At 69.1% G+C, this 17,134-nt stretch carries 18 protein-coding genes; 13 read left to right on the forward strand and 5 right to left on the reverse strand.

Annotation, left to right across the window (positions count from 1 at the left end):
• Nucleotides 1-99 precede the first annotated feature (99 nt).
• A complete protein-coding gene (locus H7A85_RS00405; RefSeq protein ID WP_182083916.1) occupies nucleotides 100-873 on the reverse strand; it encodes a sulfate transporter family protein in 774 nt (257 codons plus the stop codon).
• A 144-nt stretch (nucleotides 874-1,017) separates the two neighbouring features.
• Here H7A85_RS00405 and gshB point away from each other — a divergent pair, with 144 nt between their 5' ends.
• The 3 genes from gshB (at nucleotide 1,018) to H7A85_RS00420 (ending at nucleotide 4,448) form a co-directional block, all read left to right on the forward strand.
• Nucleotides 1,018-1,956 (forward strand): glutathione synthase, encoded by a 939-nt coding sequence (gene gshB / locus H7A85_RS00410; protein WP_182083917.1) that lies wholly within the window; start codon nucleotides 1,018-1,020, stop codon nucleotides 1,954-1,956.
• Between the two features lie 124 nt (nucleotides 1,957-2,080).
• Entirely contained in the window at nucleotides 2,081-2,761 is a 681-nt protein-coding gene (locus tag H7A85_RS00415) for an SH3 domain-containing protein (RefSeq protein WP_182083918.1), read from the forward strand.
• Between the two features lie 154 nt (nucleotides 2,762-2,915).
• The gene (locus H7A85_RS00420) at nucleotides 2,916-4,448 is read left to right on the forward strand and encodes a YifB family Mg chelatase-like AAA ATPase (RefSeq protein ID WP_182083919.1); all 1,533 of its coding nucleotides are present in this window, start codon (nucleotides 2,916-2,918) and stop codon (nucleotides 4,446-4,448) included.
• A 196-nt stretch (nucleotides 4,449-4,644) separates the two neighbouring features.
• Here H7A85_RS00420 and grpE read toward each other — a convergent pair whose 3' ends face one another.
• From grpE to H7A85_RS00435, 3 genes are all read right to left on the reverse strand, one after another.
• On the reverse strand, nucleotides 4,645-5,376 hold the full coding sequence (gene grpE, locus H7A85_RS00425; RefSeq protein ID WP_182083920.1) for a nucleotide exchange factor GrpE: 732 nt from the start codon (nucleotides 5,374-5,376) through the stop codon (nucleotides 4,645-4,647).
• A gap of 125 nt (nucleotides 5,377-5,501) precedes the next feature.
• Nucleotides 5,502-6,719: a heat-inducible transcriptional repressor HrcA gene (gene hrcA / locus H7A85_RS00430; protein WP_244630858.1), complete on the reverse strand. Its 1,218-nt coding sequence runs from the start codon at nucleotides 6,717-6,719 to the stop codon at nucleotides 5,502-5,504.
• A gap of 119 nt (nucleotides 6,720-6,838) precedes the next feature.
• Entirely contained in the window at nucleotides 6,839-7,876 is a 1,038-nt protein-coding gene (locus tag H7A85_RS00435; protein ID WP_182083921.1) for an acyltransferase, read from the reverse strand.
• 363 nt (nucleotides 7,877-8,239) lie between these two features.
• On the opposite strand from H7A85_RS00435, the gene rph reads away from it, so the two are divergent.
• From rph to H7A85_RS00470, 7 genes are all read left to right on the forward strand, one after another.
• The gene (gene rph, locus H7A85_RS00440) at nucleotides 8,240-8,959 is read left to right on the forward strand and encodes a ribonuclease PH (protein ID WP_182083922.1); all 720 of its coding nucleotides are present in this window, start codon (nucleotides 8,240-8,242) and stop codon (nucleotides 8,957-8,959) included.
• Nucleotides 8,960-9,020: 61 nt separating this feature from the next.
• Complete coding sequence (gene rdgB, locus H7A85_RS00445; protein ID WP_182083923.1) at nucleotides 9,021-9,674, forward strand: RdgB/HAM1 family non-canonical purine NTP pyrophosphatase; 654 nt, start codon at nucleotides 9,021-9,023, stop codon at nucleotides 9,672-9,674.
• Nucleotides 9,675-9,676: 2 nt separating this feature from the next.
• On the forward strand, nucleotides 9,677-10,870 hold the full coding sequence (gene hemW, locus H7A85_RS00450; protein ID WP_182084453.1) for a radical SAM family heme chaperone HemW: 1,194 nt from the start codon (nucleotides 9,677-9,679) through the stop codon (nucleotides 10,868-10,870).
• Nucleotides 10,867-11,193: a YnfA family protein gene (locus H7A85_RS00455; protein ID WP_182083924.1), complete on the forward strand. Its 327-nt coding sequence runs from the start codon at nucleotides 10,867-10,869 to the stop codon at nucleotides 11,191-11,193. Before hemW ends, H7A85_RS00455 begins: the two co-directional genes overlap by 4 nt.
• A complete protein-coding gene (rsmI, locus tag H7A85_RS00460; RefSeq protein WP_182083925.1) occupies nucleotides 11,190-12,110 on the forward strand; it encodes a 16S rRNA (cytidine(1402)-2'-O)-methyltransferase in 921 nt (306 codons plus the stop codon). Before H7A85_RS00455 ends, rsmI begins: the two co-directional genes overlap by 4 nt.
• A complete protein-coding gene (locus H7A85_RS00465) occupies nucleotides 12,100-12,486 on the forward strand; it encodes a YraN family protein (RefSeq protein WP_182083926.1) in 387 nt (128 codons plus the stop codon). Before rsmI ends, H7A85_RS00465 begins: the two co-directional genes overlap by 11 nt.
• Nucleotides 12,487-12,515: 29 nt before the next feature.
• Nucleotides 12,516-13,514, forward strand: coding sequence for an adenosine kinase (locus H7A85_RS00470; RefSeq protein WP_182083927.1), 999 nt, complete (start codon nucleotides 12,516-12,518; stop codon nucleotides 13,512-13,514).
• A 193-nt stretch (nucleotides 13,515-13,707) separates the two neighbouring features.
• Here H7A85_RS00470 and folD read toward each other — a convergent pair whose 3' ends face one another.
• Nucleotides 13,708-14,607: a bifunctional methylenetetrahydrofolate dehydrogenase/methenyltetrahydrofolate cyclohydrolase FolD gene (gene folD / locus H7A85_RS00475; protein WP_182084454.1), complete on the reverse strand. Its 900-nt coding sequence runs from the start codon at nucleotides 14,605-14,607 to the stop codon at nucleotides 13,708-13,710.
• Nucleotides 14,608-14,759: 152 nt separating this feature from the next.
• Here folD and H7A85_RS00480 point away from each other — a divergent pair, with 152 nt between their 5' ends.
• The 3 genes from H7A85_RS00480 to H7A85_RS00490 are packed head-to-tail and all read left to right on the forward strand — an operon-like array spanning nucleotide 14,760 to nucleotide 17,050.
• Complete coding sequence (locus tag H7A85_RS00480) at nucleotides 14,760-15,539, forward strand: 3-hydroxybutyrate dehydrogenase (RefSeq protein ID WP_182083928.1); 780 nt, start codon at nucleotides 14,760-14,762, stop codon at nucleotides 15,537-15,539.
• 35 nt (nucleotides 15,540-15,574) lie between these two features.
• Nucleotides 15,575-15,718: a DUF3096 domain-containing protein gene (locus H7A85_RS00485; RefSeq protein ID WP_182083929.1), complete on the forward strand. Its 144-nt coding sequence runs from the start codon at nucleotides 15,575-15,577 to the stop codon at nucleotides 15,716-15,718.
• Nucleotides 15,719-15,757: 39 nt separating this feature from the next.
• Entirely contained in the window at nucleotides 15,758-17,050 is a 1,293-nt protein-coding gene (locus H7A85_RS00490; RefSeq protein WP_244630859.1) for an FAD-dependent oxidoreductase, read from the forward strand.
• Nucleotides 17,051-17,134: the final 84 nt, after the last annotated feature.

A 17,134-nucleotide genomic window follows, 5' to 3' on the forward strand; every position in this document is an offset into this window, starting at 1 on the left:
TGGGATCCCTTGTTTTGACCGGGTGGGCTGCGACCGGAGAACGGGGGTCTTAAGGGATCGGGGGGCCCCAAGCAAACCGGCCAGGCGGCCGGGCCGTCGTCAAAGCTTCGTGCGTTCGTCCGCCGCGCCGGTCGCGATCCGCTCGGCCTGCGTCGCCGGCGGCAGCGGCAGGCCGCCTTCGCGCTGCGACACGCGCTGATGGAGATGCACCATCAGCGCGGCGGCAAACAGCGGGGTCAGGAGGTTCAGGATCGGCACGGCGAGGAAGGCGGCGAGCAGGAGCCCGGCGAGGAAGATCGTGATCCCGTAGCGCCGGCGCAGTGCCCGCACCTCGTCCTCGGAGCGATAGCGCAGCGCGGCGAACTCGAAATATTCGCGCCCCAGGAGATAGCCGTTGATCACGAAGAAGGCGCCGAAGTTCACCACCGGCACGAAGAGAAGCGCGAAGGCCAAGAGATTGCCGAGGATCACGACGCCGAAGAATTTGGCCGACAGAATGATCGAGCGCCCGAGCGGGATCGCGCGGCCCGCATGGCCGCCGGGATAGTCGTCGCGCTCCACCACCTCGGCGACGTCGTCGAGAAACAGCCCGGCGATCACCGCGCTGACCGGCGCGATCAGGAAGGCGAGGAGAAAGGCGAGCGCGATCCCCGCCGCCCAGCCGGCGAAGGTGCCGGCGTTGTCGACCCAGGCCGGCATGTCGGGCGCCCAGCCGGCGAAGAACGGGATCGCCACGACCTCGAACAGCCAGCGCACCGCGAACCACAGCGCCACCAGAACCACCGCCGTCAGCCCGAGCGACTTCCACAGCGCCGCCCGGAAGGGCGGCGAAAAGAGGTCGCGAAGCGCGCGCGCGGCCGAGCCGAGGATCATCGGGGGTGAACTCCGTTGGGTCGTGTCGCTCCTTCACATGGGACGGACGGATCGGCGCGGCAATGACGGGATCGGTGGACTTGGGGCGGGTTTCCCCCTACCTCGCCACGGAAGCTGAGATTTGAGAGAAAAGGGCAGGCCGCCATGGCGCTTAAGGTCGCGGTCCAGATGGACCATGTGTCGGGGATCACGATCAAGGGCGATTCCACCTTCGCCCTGTGCCTGGAGGCGGAGCGGCGCGGGCACCAGCTCTTCCACTACACGCCCGACCGCCTGTCGCTTCGCGACGGCGTCGCCACCGCGCGCGTCGAGACGCTGAATCTTGTCGAGGAGCAGGGCCGGCACTTCACGCTCGGGCAGCCCGAGAAGGTGAATCTCGCCGAAATGGACGTGGTGCTCCTGCGCCAGGACCCGCCCTTCGACATGAACTACATCACCTCGACCCACATCCTGGAGCGCGTCCAGCCGAAGACCCTGGTGGTGAACGACCCGGCCTGGGTGCGCAACATGCCGGAGAAGATCTTCGTCACCGAGTTCGCCGACCTGATGCCGGAGACAATCATCACCAAGGACCCGGCAGAGGTCGCGGCGTTCCGCGCCGAGTTCGGCGAGATCGTGATGAAGCCGCTCTACGGCAACGGCGGCGCCGGCGTGTTCCATCTGACGAAGGACGACCGCAACCTGTCCTCGTTCTTGGAAACCTTCGCGCTTCTCTTCCGTGAGCCCTTCATCGTCCAGCGCTATCTCAAGGACGTGCGCAAGGGCGACAAGCGCGTCATCCTGATCGACGGCGAGCCGGTGGGCGCGATCAACCGCGTGCCGTCCGAAACCGACGCGCGCTCCAACATGCATGTCGGCGGGCGCGCCGAGCCGACCGAACTGACCGAGCGCGAGCGCGAGATCTGCGCCCGGATCGGCCCGACCTTGAAGGCGCGCGGCCAGGTCTTCGTCGGCATCGACGTGATCGGCGACTACCTGACGGAAATCAACGTCACCTCGCCGACCGGCATCCGCGAGGTCAAACGCTTCGGCGGCGCCGACATCGCCGCCCTGTTCTGGGACACGGTCGAGGCCAAGCGCTGAAACGCGCAACCCGCGTCCGGGGTCCCGCGTTTCCTGAACGCCGCATGAACGGCGCGTTCGGGGACCGCTCACCTCGCGCGTGGTGAAATGCATTCCATCGAAGCCTTGTGACGGGACGGCTCCCATGCCCCGACTGAATTCCATAAAGGCCCTCGCGCTCCTCGGAGCGCTCGCCGTTCCCGGCTCGGCGATGGCCGCGACCGCCATCGCCACCACCAACGTCAACCTGCGCGCCGGGCCTTCCACCGCCTATCCGCCGGTCAACGTCGTTCGCGGCGGCGAGGACGTGGAGGTTTTCGGGTGCCTCGCCAACCGCTCGTGGTGCGATGTCGACTTCTACGGCCAGCGCGGCTGGATGTCGTCGAACTATCTCGCCTTCATCAGAGGCGGCGTTCGCTACACCGGCCCGCGCTCGGTCGGCTATATCGGCGCGCCGACGATCACCTACTCGTTCGGCAACTACTGGGACCGGCACTATCGAGGCCGCGACTTCTACCGCGACCGCCAGCGCTGGGATGGCATCTACGGCCCGCGCATCTTTGATCGCGGCCCGCCGCCGCGCGGGCGCGACTGGCGCGACGGTCCGCCGCCTCCGCCCTACGCCGGCCGCCCGGACCGCCGAGACGATCGGCGCGAGCGCTGGGAGGAACGGCGCGAGGATCGCCGCGACCGCTTCGAGCGGGACCGCGACCGCTTCGAAGGCCGCCGCGACCGCGACCGCTTCGAGGACGGCCCGCCGCGCTGGCAGCGCACCGACGCGCCGCCGCCCTACGGCCCGGACAGCGGCTACGACCGGGATTATTGAATATCGAAAGGGCGGCTCGCGGGCCGCCCTTCTTTTTTTCGCGCCTGTGGAAGTCGTCTCCGCGTTCCGTATCCGTTCTTGCTCTGCGTGTGTCTGTCGTTCTAGTCTCGCCTGCCGGTTGGGGTGCCGGCTCGATTGGGGTTCAGAGTCGAGCATGATTTCGCGCGTCAGGACGGTGGCGTTCCAAGGGGTCGACGCCATCCCGGTCGATGTCGAGGTCATGGTCGCGCCCGGCAAGATGGGCATGCAAATCGTTGGCCTCGCCGACAAGGCGGTGGCGGAAAGCCGCGAGCGCGTCCAGGCCGCTCTCCACGCCTCCGGCCTCGCGATGCCGCCCAAGCGCGTCACCGTCAATCTCGCGCCCGCCGATCTGCCCAAGGAAGGCTCCCACTACGACCTGCCCATCGCTCTCGGCCTGATGGCCGCGCTCGGCGCCCTGCCGGCCGATCGGCTCGCTGAATACCTCGTGCTCGGCGAACTCTCGCTCGGCGGCACCGTTTCCCCCGTCGCGGGCGTCCTGCCCGCCGCCATGGCCGCCCATGCCCTCGGGCTCGGCCTCGTCTGCCCGGAGGCGGGCGGCGCGGAAGCGGCCTGGGCGAGCCCCGACATGGCCATCGTCGCCGCCCGATCGCTGATCCAGATCGCCAATCATTTTCGCGGCACGCAAATCCTTGCCCGCCCCGAGCCCGCCATGCGCTCGGCCGCCGCCGACCTGCCCGACATGGCCGAGATCCGCGGCCAGCTCGCCGCCCGGCGCGCGTTGGAAGTCGCGGCGGCTGGGTCGCACAACATGTGTATGGTCGGCCCCCCGGGTTCGGGCAAGTCGATGCTCGCCGCGCGCCTGCCCTCCATCCTGCCGCCGCTGACGCCGCCTGAAATCCTCGACGTGTCGCGCATCGCCTCCATTGCCGGCGAACTCTCCGACGGGCGTCTGTCGGACCGCCGCCCGTTTCGCGCGCCCCACCATTCCGCCTCCATGGCCGCCATGGTCGGCGGCGGCCAGCGCACCCGCCCCGGCGAAGTCTCGCTCGCCCATCGCGGCGTCCTCTTCCTCGACGAACTCCCCGAATTCTCGCCCGCCGTTCTCGATTCCCTTCGTCAGCCCATCGAAAGCGGCCAGAGCGTCATCGCGCGCGCCAACTACCGCGTCACCTATCCCGCCCAGTTTCAGCTCGTCGCCGCCATGAACCCCTGCCGCTGCGGCATGGCCGGCGAGCCCGGCCACACCTGCGCCAGAGGCCCGCGCTGCGCCACCGACTACCAGGCCCGCGTGTCCGGCCCGCTTCTCGACCGGATCGACATCCGCATCGAAGTCCCCGCCGTCTCCGCCGCCGAACTCCTGACCCTCAAGCCCTCCGAATCCTCCGAGACCGTCCGCGCCCGCGTCGAGGCGGCGCGCGCCATCCAGGCCGAGCGCTACCGCGCCCTCGGCCTGCCCCCCGCCACCCTCAACGCCCACTGCTCCGCCGCCCTCGTCGAACGCGTTGCCTCGCCCGACGCCGCCGGCACCAAGCTCCTGCGCGAGGCCGCCGAACGCATGGCCTTCTCCGCCCGGGCCTACCACCGCATCCTCAAGGTCGCCCGGACCCTCGCCGACCTCGCCGGCGCCGAAACCGTCGGCCGCCCCCACCTCGCCGAAGCCATCGCCTACCGCGTCGCCACCGAGCGCCCGGCCCAGGTGGCGTGAGGGGCGCTGAGGGTATTGCGGGGCTGCCGCCCCGGCCCCCGCTCGGGAACGAATTCCCGAACCCTTCTTTTCTTTTGACAACAAAAAGGGGGCCAGCGGCCCCCTTTTTGTTGTCATGACAGATGAGGGGTCCAGGGGAAATCATTTCCCCTGGCGGGGTGCAGGGGTGGAACCCCTGCTAAATCTCAAGCGCCTCTCAAGCGTCCTTGGTGCTCTCGTCCGGCACGCCGGGCTTGGTGTCGGGGCCGGGGGCGGGCGCGGCCTTGGGGCCGCCCTTGGAGACGCCGACGAGGGCGGGGCGCAGGACGCGCTCGCCGATGGCGTAGCCTTCCTGGACGACCTGGACGACGGTGTTGGCGGGCAGGTCGGCGTTCGGGATTTCGAACATGGCCTGATGGAAGTTCGGGTCGAAGCGGGCGTTGAGGGGCTCAAGCTTCTTCACGCCGTGGCGTTCCATGGCGGACAGCATGGAGCGGCCGGTCATCTCGACGCCTTCGACGAGCGATGTGAAACCGGCGTCGCCGGATTCGCGTGCGCCTTCGGGCAGGGCCTGGATGGCGCGGTCGAGATTGTCGGAAACGGACAGCATGTCGCGGGCGAAGTTGGCGACGGCGAACTGGCGCGCGTCCTTGATCTCGCGCTCGGTGCGTCGGCGCAGATTTTCCATGTCGGCGGCGAGGCGCAGGAGGCGGTCCTTGACGTCGGCGTTCTCGGCTTCGAGCTCTGCGATGCGCGCGCGGTCGGCTTCGTTGGCGTTGTCGCCGCCCCAGGTGGGCACGGGCTCGTCGTCGATCGGGGCGTGGCCGGCGGGCGGGTTCATGTCGCCGGCGGCCGCTCCGGCGACGCCGCCGCCCTTGAAGTAGGCCTGGGCTGCGGGGCTGGCGTTGCGCTGGCTCTCGTTCGCGGTCTTGTCGGTCTCGCTCGTCATCGAAGAGGGCGCTCCTTGGCTGTTCTACAGAAGTGGCCGGGCTGGCCGTCGCCGGAACAAGGCCGACGGATGCCCGCCGAGGCAAAAGGGGGTCGGGCCGGATATCGAACGGGGAGGGGCGAAAATCAAGGCCGGCGCGAGGGGGCCGTTCCCGACAGGAGGCGCGACACGAGGCGGGCGGTGTAGTCCACCATCGGCACGATCCGGCGATAGTTGAGGCGGGTCGGACCGATCACGCCGACGGCGCCGATCACCCGGTCGTCGCCGTCGCTATAGGGCGCGATGACGAGCGAGGAGCCGGACATGGAGAACAGCTTGTTTTCCGAGCCGATGAAGATGCGAACGCCGTTGCCCGATTCCGCCAGATCGATCAGCTCCATGATCGAGCTCTTCGATTCGAGGTCGTCGAAGAGGTGGCGCAGGCGTTCCAGATCCGGCGCGTCGTTGGCGCTGCCCAGAAGGTTGGCGCGCCCGCGCACGATGAGGCGCGAAGGCTGGCCCGCCCCTTCGCCCGACCAGACGGCGAGCCCCGCCTGCACCAGCTCCTGCGAGAGGGTGTCGAGGGCGCGGGCGGTGTCGTCCTTCAGGGCGGCGATGCGCACGCGCGCTTCGCTCAATGTGCGTCCGACGACATGGGCGTTGAGAAAATTCGTGGCTTCCACCAGCTGCGAGGCGGTGATGCCGGGGGTGAGCTCGAGGACGCGGTTTTCCACCTCGCCGTTTTCGCCCACCAGCACGACGAGCGCACGGGCGGCGTCGAGGCGCACGAACTCGATGTGCTTCAGGCGGATGTCGGTCTTGGAGGCGAGAACGATGCCCGCCCCGCGCGATAGGCCGGACAAGAGCTGGGAGGCTTCGGTCAGGAGCGCGTCCACCGGGCGCCGCTCGCCCTCGGCGCGCACCCGCTCCTCGATCTCGAGGCGCTCGCGCTCGGGCAGGTCGCCGGTTTCCAGAAACGCGTCGACGAAGAAGCGCAGGCCGATCTCGGTCGGCAGGCGGCCGGCCGAAACGTGGGGCGCGTAGATGAGGCCGAGCGCCTCCAGATCCGACATGACGTTGCGGATGGAGGCAGGCGACAGGGCGCTGGTGAGAAGGCGCGACAGGTTGCGCGAGCCCACCGGCTCGCCGGAATCCAGATAGGTGTCGACGATGAGCCGGAAGATCTCGCGCGAACGCTCGTCGAGCGTCTGGCCGAGATCGAGGCTGCGGTCGAGGTGATCGCGGGAAAAGGACAGGTTGGTGCCGAGCTTCATCACGAGATGGAATATATGGGGCTCGCCCGGCGCGGCCAAGCGGCGGGAGGGTTCATGCGAGGCCTTCGCGCAAGCTCGGGCTCCCGGCATGCCGCCGCCGCGCTCCCGCCTGAAGGCCCGATCGGCATGGAGCGGCCCCCGGCAGCGGAGGCCGCCCCCCTAACCCGCGGCTGGGATGTTTATTCGACCACGGCTCGAGAGGCCGAAGCTCAAGCGATTCCGCGTTCGGCGACAGGCGCGGGCGCTCTGATGAGCTTGGGCAGGCGCATGGCTGGTCGCTCCACGAGTCGGTGAATCACGTAGGCCAAAAGAAGCGCCGCCAGTGTCGAAAGGACGAACAAGGCGACGATCCGATATCCCGTCTGATTCTCCGGCACCCAGGGCATGTTGCGAAATGCGAAGGCAATGCCCAAGCCATGCACGAGATAGAACGGATAGCTGACAAGGCCGAGGAACTGCATGGGCCGGCTGAGCAGCCAGCGGGGTTGGGAGGCCCGGACATGGGCGACGATCAGAACGGCGCCCGCCATCTCCAGGAACCGCGCTTCCCAGCCATGTCCCAGGAAGAGGCTGGAAACCAAGAGGATCGGCACGCCGACCAGAAGCAACAGGGGCGAGCGGGCCAGGGCGCCCGGCACGTTCGCAATCGCGGCGCCCAGAAGGAACGCGGGCAGGAAAAGGGCGTATTGCGACCCTGTATGGCGGAAGACCAGGAAGCTGGGAAAGGATAGAAGAAGCGCGAGAAGCGATCGCCCGCCTGTCGCGGCCCATATGCCGAAGAGCAGGATCGACGCCACGATCTCGACCTGGAGCGACCAAAGGACGCCGTTCGTGTCACGGCTGAGGATGAACATGGTGCGCAGAACCTCGGCCGGTTCCATCGGCGCCACATAGCCGATCCGCGTGGCCAGTCCGAACAGGATGCCGGCGACGATCGAGGTGGGAAGAAGCCGCCAAAGCCGCTCGGTGATGCAGCGAGGCAAGCTTTCGATGCCGGCGTAGCGGCGATCGAACATCGACCAGAGCACGTGTCCGCTCAGAACGAAGAACACCATCACGGCGGCATCGCTCGGCGCCACGATGTAGCCGAGGCGAGCCATGACGTTTTCGAACGGCTGATCGGCGAATTGCCGATACGTCAGCATCCAGACGCCCATGCCCGTGAACGCCAGGATGCTGTGCCCGCCGGCGACGGCCAGAGCGGCCAATCCGCGCAGGCCATCCAGCGCATAATCTCTCGGTGCCATAAGCCTGACCTTGCATCACCGTCATCGATGGATGGTGGAAGGTCGCCCACAGCACAACCTCAGCGAATGGTTTCGCGCGGTTCGTGTAGGGGTTGTGGCGCAATGGCCACAGAGCGTGGTTGCTCGGCCAAGTCGAGCCGAACCATGGGGTGCCAGATCGGCGAAGCGATCCGCTCAGGCCTGCGATCGAGCATCCCTGATCCAACCTGGGGTTCAAGTTCGGTCGGCCGACATGCAGGCATGGGCGCGGGTCATGTGCCGCGCCGCCCGCTCCGCGAGCCGCTGCCGACAGCCACCGCTTTCGGTCCCAGTCCTGATGCGTTAAGGAGACCGCAACATCTTCCCGAATTGAGCGGACATCTCATGCGGCCTTCCAAACGCCAGAACGACGAATTGCGGCTTGTGACGCTGGAGCGCGGTCCTTCGCGCCATGCGGAAGGCTCGTGCCTCGTGCGGTTCGGCGACACCCATGTCCTGTGCACGGCGAGCCTCGAGGAGCGCGTGCCGGGCTGGCTGAAGAACACCGGCAAGGGCTGGGTCACGGCCGAATACGGCATGCTGCCGCGCGCCACGGGCGAGCGCATGCGCCGCGAGGCGGCGTCGGGCAAGCAGTCCGGCCGCACGCAGGAGATCCAGCGCCTGATCGGCCGCTCGCTTCGCGCCGTGGTCGATCTCCAGGCGCTCGGCGAGCGCCAGATCACGGTGGACTGCGACGTGATCCAGGCGGACGGGGGCACGCGCACGGCGGCTATCACCGGCGCCTTCGTCGCCCTGTCGGACTGCCTTGCCTGGATGGAAGCGCGCGGCATGGTCAAGCGCGACGCCGTCCTGAAGGACCACGTGGCGGCGATCTCCTGCGGCATCCATGGGGGGACGCCCGTGCTAGATCTCGACTATCTCGAGGATTCGGCCGCAGAGACCGACGCCAACTTCGTGATGACCGGGCGCGGCGGCATCGTCGAGATCCAGGGGACTGCCGAGGGCGAGCCCTTCTCCAAGGACGAGCTGGCGGCACTCTTGAGCCTTGCCGAAGGCGGCATCGCCACGCTGGTGGAAAAGCAGCGCGCGGTGCTGGCGGGCTGATCCGCCCCCGCGAAAGCCTCGCCCCGTAACCTCCAACCGAACCCGAAGCGCTCCCGAACCCATGGCCAACGATCTGCCCCTCGATCCGAACCGCGGCCCGCTTCTGGTCGCCAGCCACAACGGCGGCAAGATCGCGGAATTCCGCGAGCTTCTCGGACCCCTCGGCTTCCAGGTCGTCTCGGCGGCCGACAAGGGGCTGCCCGAGCCGGAGGAAACCGGCTCGACCTTCGAGGAAAACGCCCGGATCAAGGCGCTGGCGGCCGCGCGCGCCACCGGGCTGCCCGCCCTGTCGGACGATTCCGGGCTCGCGGTCGATGCGCTGGGCGGTGATCCCGGCATCTATTCCGCCCGCTGGGCCGGGCCGGGCAAGGACTTCACGATGGCGATGCGCAACGTGGAAGAGAAGCTGCAGACGGCGGGCGCCACCGACCCGTCGCGCCGCACGGGGCGCTTCGTCGCCGTTCTCTGCCTCGCCTTTCCGGATGGGCAGACGCGCGAGTTCCGCGGCGAGATCGAGGGAACGATCGTCTGGCCGCCCCGAGGCCAGCTCGGCTTCGGCTACGATCCGTGCTTCCTGCCCGAGGGCGAGACGCGGACCTTCGGCGAGATGAGCTCCCATGAGAAGCACGGCTGGGTGCCGGGGCAGGAAACCGCGCTGTCGCACCGCGCCCGGGCCTTCCGCCTGTTTGCGGGGGAAGCCTTGGGCGTCTCGTGAACATGGCTGTCCGCCAGCTCGCCGCGATCCGCCCCTATACGCCCCCTGAAGGCGATCCGGGCTTCGGCGTCTATGTCCACTGGCCGTTCTGCGCGGCCAAATGCCCCTATTGCGACTTCAACAGCCACGTGCGGCACGAGCCGGTGGATCAGGCGCGCTTCGTCGCCGCCTTCCGGCGTGAGATCGCGGCGCAAGGCGCGCGCTCGCGTGGGCAAACTGTCACCTCGATCTTCCTAGGCGGCGGCACGCCGAGCCTGATGGAGCCCGAAACGGTGGCCGCGATCCTCGACACGGTCGCCGCCACCTGGACCGTCGCGGACGGCGCCGAGATCACGCTGGAGGCGAACCCCTCCTCCGTCGAGGCGACGCGCTTTCGGGGCTACCGGGCGGCCGGCGTCAACCGCATCTCGCTCGGCGTCCAAGCGCTGAACGACGCGGACCTGCGCCGGCTCGGTCGCCTGCACGACACGGCCCAGGCGCTCGGCGCGATCCGCCTCGCGCGCGAAATCTTCCCGCGCCTGTCCTTCGACCTGATCTATGCCCGCCCCGGCCAGGGCGTCGAAGCCTGGGAGCGCGAGATCGTCCAGGCGATCGATCTCGCCGCAGACCACCTGTCGCTCTACCAGCTCACCATCGAGGAAGGCACCGTGTTCCACGCCCTTCACAAGGCGGGCAAGCTCGTGGTGCCGGACGGCGAACTCTCGGCCGAGCTCTACGAGGCGACGCAGGCCATCACCCGCGCCCACGGCCTGCCGGCCTACGAGATTTCCAACCACGCGGTGCCGGGCGCAGAATCGCGCCACAACCTGACCTATTGGCGCTACGGCCTTTATGCGGGCGTCGGCCCCGGCGCGCATGGGCGGCTGCCGGGGGCGGACGGGCGCCGCCACGCGGTCGCCAACGAGAAGCATCCCGAAACCTGGCTGCGCATGGTGGAGGACTGGGAGACCGGCTCGGTGGAGGACGTGGCGCTCGCCGACCACGAGCAGGCGGACGAACTGATGCTCATGGGCCTTCGCCTCACTGAGGGCATCGACCTTCTTCGCTGGAGCGCCCTGTCGGGCCGCCCCATCGACGCCGATGTGGAAAGCGATCTCGTGGGCCACGGCATGCTGGAGCGCCTGGGTAACCACCGCATCCGCGCCACCCCCGCCGGCATGCTGGTTCTCGACGCCGTGGTGGCGGACCTCGCGTGAGCGCCTTGCCGGTCTATGCGCTGGCGGCGCTGGCCGAGATCGCCGGCTGCTTCGCGTTCTTCGCCGTTCTGCGCGGCGGAGCCTCGCGGCTCTGGCTCGTGGCCGGCATCCTGGCGCTCGCGGTCTTCGCTCTCGCGCTCACGCGCGTCGAGACGGAGTTCGCCGGGCGCGCCTATGCCGCCTATGGCGGGGTCTACATCCTCGCCTCGCTTCTTTGGATGTGGGGCGCGGAAGGGGCGCGGCCGGATCGGTTCGATCTCGTGGGCGCGGCGCTTTGCTTGAGTGGTGCCGCCGTGATCCTCTGGGCGCCGAGGGGCGCATGAGCGAGGACGATCGCGATCTACCGGAAACGACGGAGCGCACAGGCTTCACCCTGCGCGGTGCCCCCCTTTCCGCGTCCCGCCCCGAGCCGGGCCTTTATCTTGTGGCCACGCCCATCGGCAACCTGTCCGACATCACGCTGCGCGCGCTCGAGATTATCGCCGGCGCCGATGTCCTCGCCTGCGAGGACACGCGCCAGACCGGCAAGCTTCTCCAGCGCTACGGCATCCGCCGGCGCACCTTTTCCTACCACGAGCACAACGCGACGAGTGCGGGCGAGGCGCTTCTGGCCGAACTGGAAGCCGGGCGCTCCGTCGCTCTCGTGTCCGACGCCGGCACGCCGCTTGTTTCCGACCCCGGCTTTCCGCTGGGCGCAGAGGCCATCGCGCGCGGCATTCCCGTCGTCCCCATTCCCGGCGCTTCCGCGCCGCTCGCCGCCCTTCTCGCCTCAGGCCTGCCCTCGGACGCCTTCTTCTTCGCCGGCTTTCTGCCGCCGAAGGAAAGCGCCCGGCGCACCCGCCTCGAAGCGCTGGCCCGCGTGCCCGGAACGCTCCTGTTCTTCGAGGCGCCGCACCGCATCGCCGAAAGCCTCGCCGACATGGCCGCCGTCTTGGGGCCGCGCTCCGGCGCCGTCTGCCGCGAGCTGACCAAGGCCTTCGAGACGATCTATCGCGGCCCGCTGCCGGATCTGGCTGCCGAGTTCGCCGCGATGGAGCGCGTGCGCGGCGAGATCGTCGTTTGCGTCGGCGGCCCGGCGGACGAGGCGGCCCCGTCCGCCGACGATGCCGACGCGATCCTGCGCGGGCTCCTCGCCGAGATGAAGCCCGCGAAAGCCGCCCAGGAGGCGGTGAAGCTCACCGGTCTCACGCGGCGCGAGCTCTACGCCCGCGCCCTTGCCTTGAAATCCGATGGCGGCTGACCGCGCCACCGAGCGTTTGACGGAACGCCGCGCCCGCTTCGCCAAGGGGCATCGCGGCGAATGGCTGGCCGGTTGGGCGCTGCGCCTCAAGGGCTACCGCATCCTCGCCATACGCCACCGCACCAGGGTCGGCGAGATCGACATCATCGCCCGGCGAGGCAACACGATTGCTGTCGTTGAGGTCAAGGCGCGCGCCACCCTGGAGGCCGCGATGGACGCCGTCTCGCCCGCCAGCCAGCGCCGCATCGAGAACGCCGCCGATCTCTGGCTCGCGCGCCAGCGCGACCACGCGGCCCTGTCGCTCCGCTTCGACATCGTCGCCGTCCTCCCCCGCCGCTGGCCCGTCCACATCCCCAATGCCTGGGCTCCCGCCTGATCTCCAAAGCAAAGGTTCCGACCCGCTCCATGGCCGAATACGACCTCCTGACGATCGGCAACGCCATCGTCGACATCATCGCGCGCACCGACGACGCCTTCCTGAAGGACGCCGGCATCGAGAAGGGCGCGATGACGCTGATCGACGCCAAGCGCGCCGAAGACCTCTATGCGCGCATGGGGCCGGCCACGGAAATGTCGGGCGGCAGCGCCGGAAACACGGTCGCCGGCCTCGTCTCGCTCGGCGGCCGGGGCGCCTATTTCGGCAAGGTGTCGAGCGACCAGTTGGGCGGCATCTTCACCCACGACATCCAGGCGCTCGGCATCCACTACGAGACCGCGCCTCTTCCCGCCGAGCCGCCCACCGCCCGGTCCATGATCCTCGTCACCCCCGATGGCGAGCGCTCGATGAACACCTATCTCGGCGCCTGCGTCGAGCTTTCGACTGATGACATCGACGAGGCCGTCGTCGCCGCCTCGCGCGTCACCTATTTCGAAGGCTATCTCTGGGATCCGCCCCGCGCCAAGGACGCCATCCTCCAGGCCGCGCGCATCGCCCACGCGGCGGGGCGCGAGGTCGCCATGACCCTGTCGGACCCGTTCTGCGTCCACCGCTACCGCGCCGAGTTCCTCGACCTCCTGCGCTCGCGCACCGTCGATATCGTCTTCGCCAACGAAGCCGAGGCCCTCGCCCTCTACGAGACCGAAATCCTCAAGGAAGCCCTCCACCACCTGGGGCAGGACACCGCCCGCCTCGCCGTCGTCACGAGAGGCTCGGACGGCTGCGTCGTCGTCGAAGGCGGCACCCGCACCGCCCATCCCGCCACCTTCGTCCCCCACGTCGTCGACACGACCGGTGCCGGAGACCTCTTCGCCGCCGGCTTCCTGCGCGGCTACACCCAAGGCCTCGACCACGCCCAAAGCGCGCGCCTCGGCGCCATCGCCGCCGGTCACATCATCTCCCAAATCGGCCCCCGCCCGCAGACGCCCCTCGCCGACCTGCCGGAGGCGAAGGCGATCCTGGGGTGAGGGGCGCTTGGGGCATCGCAGGGGTTCCACCCCTGCACCCCGCCAGGGGAATGATTCCCCTGGACCCTCATCCTGGTGACAACAAAAAGGGGGCCGGCGGCCCCCTTTTTGTTGTCAAAAGAAAAGAAGGGTTCGGGAATTCCTTCCCGAGCGGGGACCGGGGCGGCAGCCCCGCAATAGCCCCACGTACTCCTCAGAACCGAGGCGCCGTCTCGCCGGCGGCGCGGAAGGCGGCGGAGACGGTGTTGGCCATGAGCATGGCGATGGTCATCGGGCCGACGCCGCCGGGGACGGGGGTGATGGCGGATGCGGTCTCCGCGGCGGGGGCGTAGGCGACGTCGCCGACGAGGCGGGTTTTGCCCTCGCCCTTGTCGGGGGCGGGCACGCGGTTGATGCCGACGTCGATGACGAGGGCGCCGGGCTTGACGTGGTCGGGGCCGAGCGTTTCGGGGCGGCCGATGGCGGCGACGAGGATGTCGGCCTCGCGGCAGAGGGCGGCGAGGTCTTTCGTGCGCGAATGGGCTGTGGTGACTGTGGCGTTGGCGAGCAGCAGGAGCTGGGCCATCGGCTTGCCGACGAGGTTGGAGCGGCCGACGACGACGGCACGCTTGCCGGAAAGATCGTCGCCGAGGGTTCGGCGGATCAGCACCATGCAGCCGGCGGGGGTGCAGGGGACGAAGGCTTCCCCCACGAGGCCGGAGGCGAGGCGGCCGGCATTGACGACGGTGAGGCCGTCGACGTCCTTGTCGGGATGGATGCGCCCGACGACGGTGTCCGTGTCGAGGCCGTTCGGCAGGGGGAGCTGCTGGAGGATGCCGTGGATCGCGGGGTCGGCGTTGAGCCGGTCGATCAGGGCGAGGAGGTCGGCCTGGGGCACGTCGGCGGGCAGGCGGTGGGTCACGGAATGGAAGCCGCATTCGCTCGCCATGCGGCTCTTGGAGCCGACATAGACCTGGCTGGCGGGGTCTTCGCCGACGAGGATCACGGCGAGGCCCGGCTGGGTGCCGGTGCGGGCCTGGAGGTCGGCGGCGGCGCGCTTCACCTCGGCCAGAACGTCCTCGGCCACGGCCTTGCCGTCGATTCTCGTCGCCACCATCGATCCGCCTCGCGTTCTCGGGATTGCTGCGCTGCTTATAGGGCGGGTGCGCGCGGCGTGCGAGCGAGAAAAGCCGTAAGCCCGCCCTGTCTTTCGGCGTGTCGACGCCTATCCTTGGGTGGGACGAGGACTGCCGGCGGGGACCATTCATGCAGCTTGCGGATCAGGCCGCGATCGTGACGGGAGCCGGTTCGGGGATCGGGCGCGCGATCGCGCTGGCTTTCGCGCGCGAGGGCGCCAGCGTCGGGGTGGCGGACATCAACGCCGCGAGCGCCCAGAAGGTCGCCGCCGAGATCGAGGCGACGGGCGGCCGGGCGATCGCGCTTGCCATGGACGTCACCGACGAGGCGATGGTCAACGCGGGCGTCGAGAAGGTGGTGGACCGCTTCGGGCGCCTGGACGCGATGGTGGCCAATGCGGGCATCCAGATCGTGCATCCGATCGAGGAGTTTCCCTACGAGGAGTTCCGCCGCGTGGTAGACATCCATCTCGGCGGCTCGTTCCTTCTGACCAAGGCGGCGGTCAAGCACATGTATCCGCGCCGCTCCGGCTCGCTGATCTACATGGGCTCGGTGCACAGCCACGAGGCCTCGCCGCTGAAAAGCGCCTATGTCGCGGCCAAGCACGCGATCCTCGGCCTCGCCCGGACGATGGCCAAGGAAGGCGGACGGCACGGCGTTCGCTCCAACGTGATCTGCCCCGGCTTCGTGCGCACGCCGCTCGTGGAGAAGCAGATCCCCGAGCAGGCGCGCGACCTCGGCATTTCGGAAGAGGACGTGGTGAGCCGCGTCATGCTGGGCCGCACGGTGGACGGCGAGTTCACGACGCTGGAGGACGTGGCCGATATCGCCGTGTTCCTGGCCGGCTTCGGCTCGAGCGCGCTCACCGGCCAATCGATGACCGCCAGCCACGGCTGGTACATGGGCTGAACGGCCCGAAGACACTGCAGAGAAAGAACCACCCGATGGAAATCATCACCCTTCAGCCGATCGTCGCCTTGATCGCCGGGATCCTGATCCTCGTGATGCCGCGCCTTCTGAACTACATCGTCGCCTTCTACCTGATCGTGGTCGGTCTCACAGGATTGATCGGAACCGCCGGCGTCTGAGCGCATCTTTCAGGGGAGATGATGGCGCGAGGGCGAACGGTGGCGAGTGCGGATGCGGGACGGAGGGTACTGATCCTGGGCGGGGGCGCGGGTGGGCTGGAACTCGCCTCGCAGCTCGCCAAGCGAAGCGACGTGGCGGTCACTCTGGTGGACCGCGAGATGGCCCATCTCTGGAAGCCGCGCCTCCACGAGTTCGCCGCGGGCACCGTGTCCTCGACGCTCGCCGAAGTGTCCTTCTATCTCCTCGCCAAGATGCGCGGCTTCCACTTCGAGCAGGGTGAGGTCGCCGGGATCGATCGTGGCGCGCGCGAGGTCGAGCTTGGCCCCATGCGGGACGGAGAAGGGCGCGAACTGGCGCCGGCCCGGCGCCTCCCATACGACCTTTGCGTCGTCGCGCTCGGCGGCGTGACGCCGGACTTCGGGATCGAGGGCGTCGCCGAAAACGCCATCCGACTGGACGGGCCGGCGGACGCCGAAGCCTTCCGCACCCGCTTTGCCGGCGCGATGATCCGCGCGCGCGCCAGCGGCATTCCCGCCGAGATCGTGATCGTCGGGTCGGGCGCGACGGGCACGGAGCTTGCCGCGCACCTGCGAAACTCGGAAAGCGGGTTCCTGGCGCGCGAGCCGGGCACGAACGGGCCAAAGCTCCTCGGCATCACCATCCTGGAATCGGCGCCCGAGATCATGCCCGGCATCGACGCGGACCTGCGTGCCAAGCTGGTGGAGCGGCTGCGCTCGCTCGACGTGAAGACCGTGACGGATGCCAAGATCGCGGCGATCGAGCCGGACGGCGTGCGCTCGGAATCGGGCGAGCGCTGGCCGTCCGATGTGGCGGTCTGGGCGGCAGGCCTCGTCGGCAACCCACTCCTGAAGGAGTTGGCCGACTTCGAGCTCGACGACAAAGGGCGCATTCGGGTGGACCGGACGCTGCGATCCACCGTGGACGAGCGGATCGTGGCGATGGGCGATTCCGCCAGCGTCGTGACCAAGGGTGCCGACAAGCCTTTGCCGCCGACGGCGCAGGCCGCCGCGCAGGAGGCAGCCTATCTCGTCGACACGGTTTCCCATCTCCTGAAGGGCCAGCCGGTGGAGCCCTTCGCGTTCCAGAACCGGGGCCGGCTCGTTTCGCTCGGCCGTGCCGGGGCGGTCGGTCGCATCGGCTCAGGGAACGGCGACGACTTCCTGATCCACGGTCAGTTCGCGGTCGCCGCCTATCACGCGCTCCAGCGCCAGCACCAATGGCGCGTCCTCGGAACCCTTCGCGGCTCCGTCGCGATCTTCGCCGACATGCTGTCCCCGGCCAAGGGCCCGGCGCTGAAGCTTCACGGGTAGCGTAGGGCGCCTTCCGGGGGACGCGGGGAGCATCCAGCTCGAGGCCGCCGCTCTCGCCGGCGTCGTTCGGCGCGGAAGGGTGGT

Origin of the sequence: Aureimonas sp. ME7, from assembly GCF_903970965.1 — a bacterium.
Lineage (GTDB): Bacteria > Pseudomonadota > Alphaproteobacteria > Rhizobiales > Rhizobiaceae > Aureimonas.

Bases quoted from the DNA above. Each gene is read 5' to 3' on its own strand.
- H7A85_RS00405 (WP_182083916.1), bottom strand. From the start codon at position 873: ATGATCCTCGGCTCGGCCGCGCGCGCGCTTCGCGACCTCTTTTCGCCG.
- gshB (WP_182083917.1), top strand. From the start codon at position 1,018: ATGGCGCTTAAGGTCGCGGTCCAGATGGACCATGTGTCGGGGATCACG.
- H7A85_RS00415 (WP_182083918.1), top strand. From the start codon at position 2,081: ATGCCCCGACTGAATTCCATAAAGGCCCTCGCGCTCCTCGGAGCGCTC.
- H7A85_RS00420 (WP_182083919.1), top strand. From the start codon at position 2,916: ATGATTTCGCGCGTCAGGACGGTGGCGTTCCAAGGGGTCGACGCCATC.
- grpE (WP_182083920.1), bottom strand. From the start codon at position 5,376: ATGACGAGCGAGACCGACAAGACCGCGAACGAGAGCCAGCGCAACGCC.
- hrcA (WP_244630858.1), bottom strand. From the start codon at position 6,719: ATGCCGGGAGCCCGAGCTTGCGCGAAGGCCTCGCATGAACCCTCCCGC.
- H7A85_RS00435 (WP_182083921.1), bottom strand. From the start codon at position 7,876: ATGGCACCGAGAGATTATGCGCTGGATGGCCTGCGCGGATTGGCCGCT.
- rph (WP_182083922.1), top strand. From the start codon at position 8,240: ATGCGGCCTTCCAAACGCCAGAACGACGAATTGCGGCTTGTGACGCTG.
- rdgB (WP_182083923.1), top strand. From the start codon at position 9,021: ATGGCCAACGATCTGCCCCTCGATCCGAACCGCGGCCCGCTTCTGGTC.
- hemW (WP_182084453.1), top strand. From the start codon at position 9,677: ATGGCTGTCCGCCAGCTCGCCGCGATCCGCCCCTATACGCCCCCTGAA.
- rsmI (WP_182083925.1), top strand. From the start codon at position 11,190: ATGAGCGAGGACGATCGCGATCTACCGGAAACGACGGAGCGCACAGGC.
- H7A85_RS00465 (WP_182083926.1), top strand. From the start codon at position 12,100: ATGGCGGCTGACCGCGCCACCGAGCGTTTGACGGAACGCCGCGCCCGC.
- H7A85_RS00470 (WP_182083927.1), top strand. From the start codon at position 12,516: ATGGCCGAATACGACCTCCTGACGATCGGCAACGCCATCGTCGACATC.
- H7A85_RS00480 (WP_182083928.1), top strand. From the start codon at position 14,760: ATGCAGCTTGCGGATCAGGCCGCGATCGTGACGGGAGCCGGTTCGGGG.
- H7A85_RS00485 (WP_182083929.1), top strand. From the start codon at position 15,575: ATGGAAATCATCACCCTTCAGCCGATCGTCGCCTTGATCGCCGGGATC.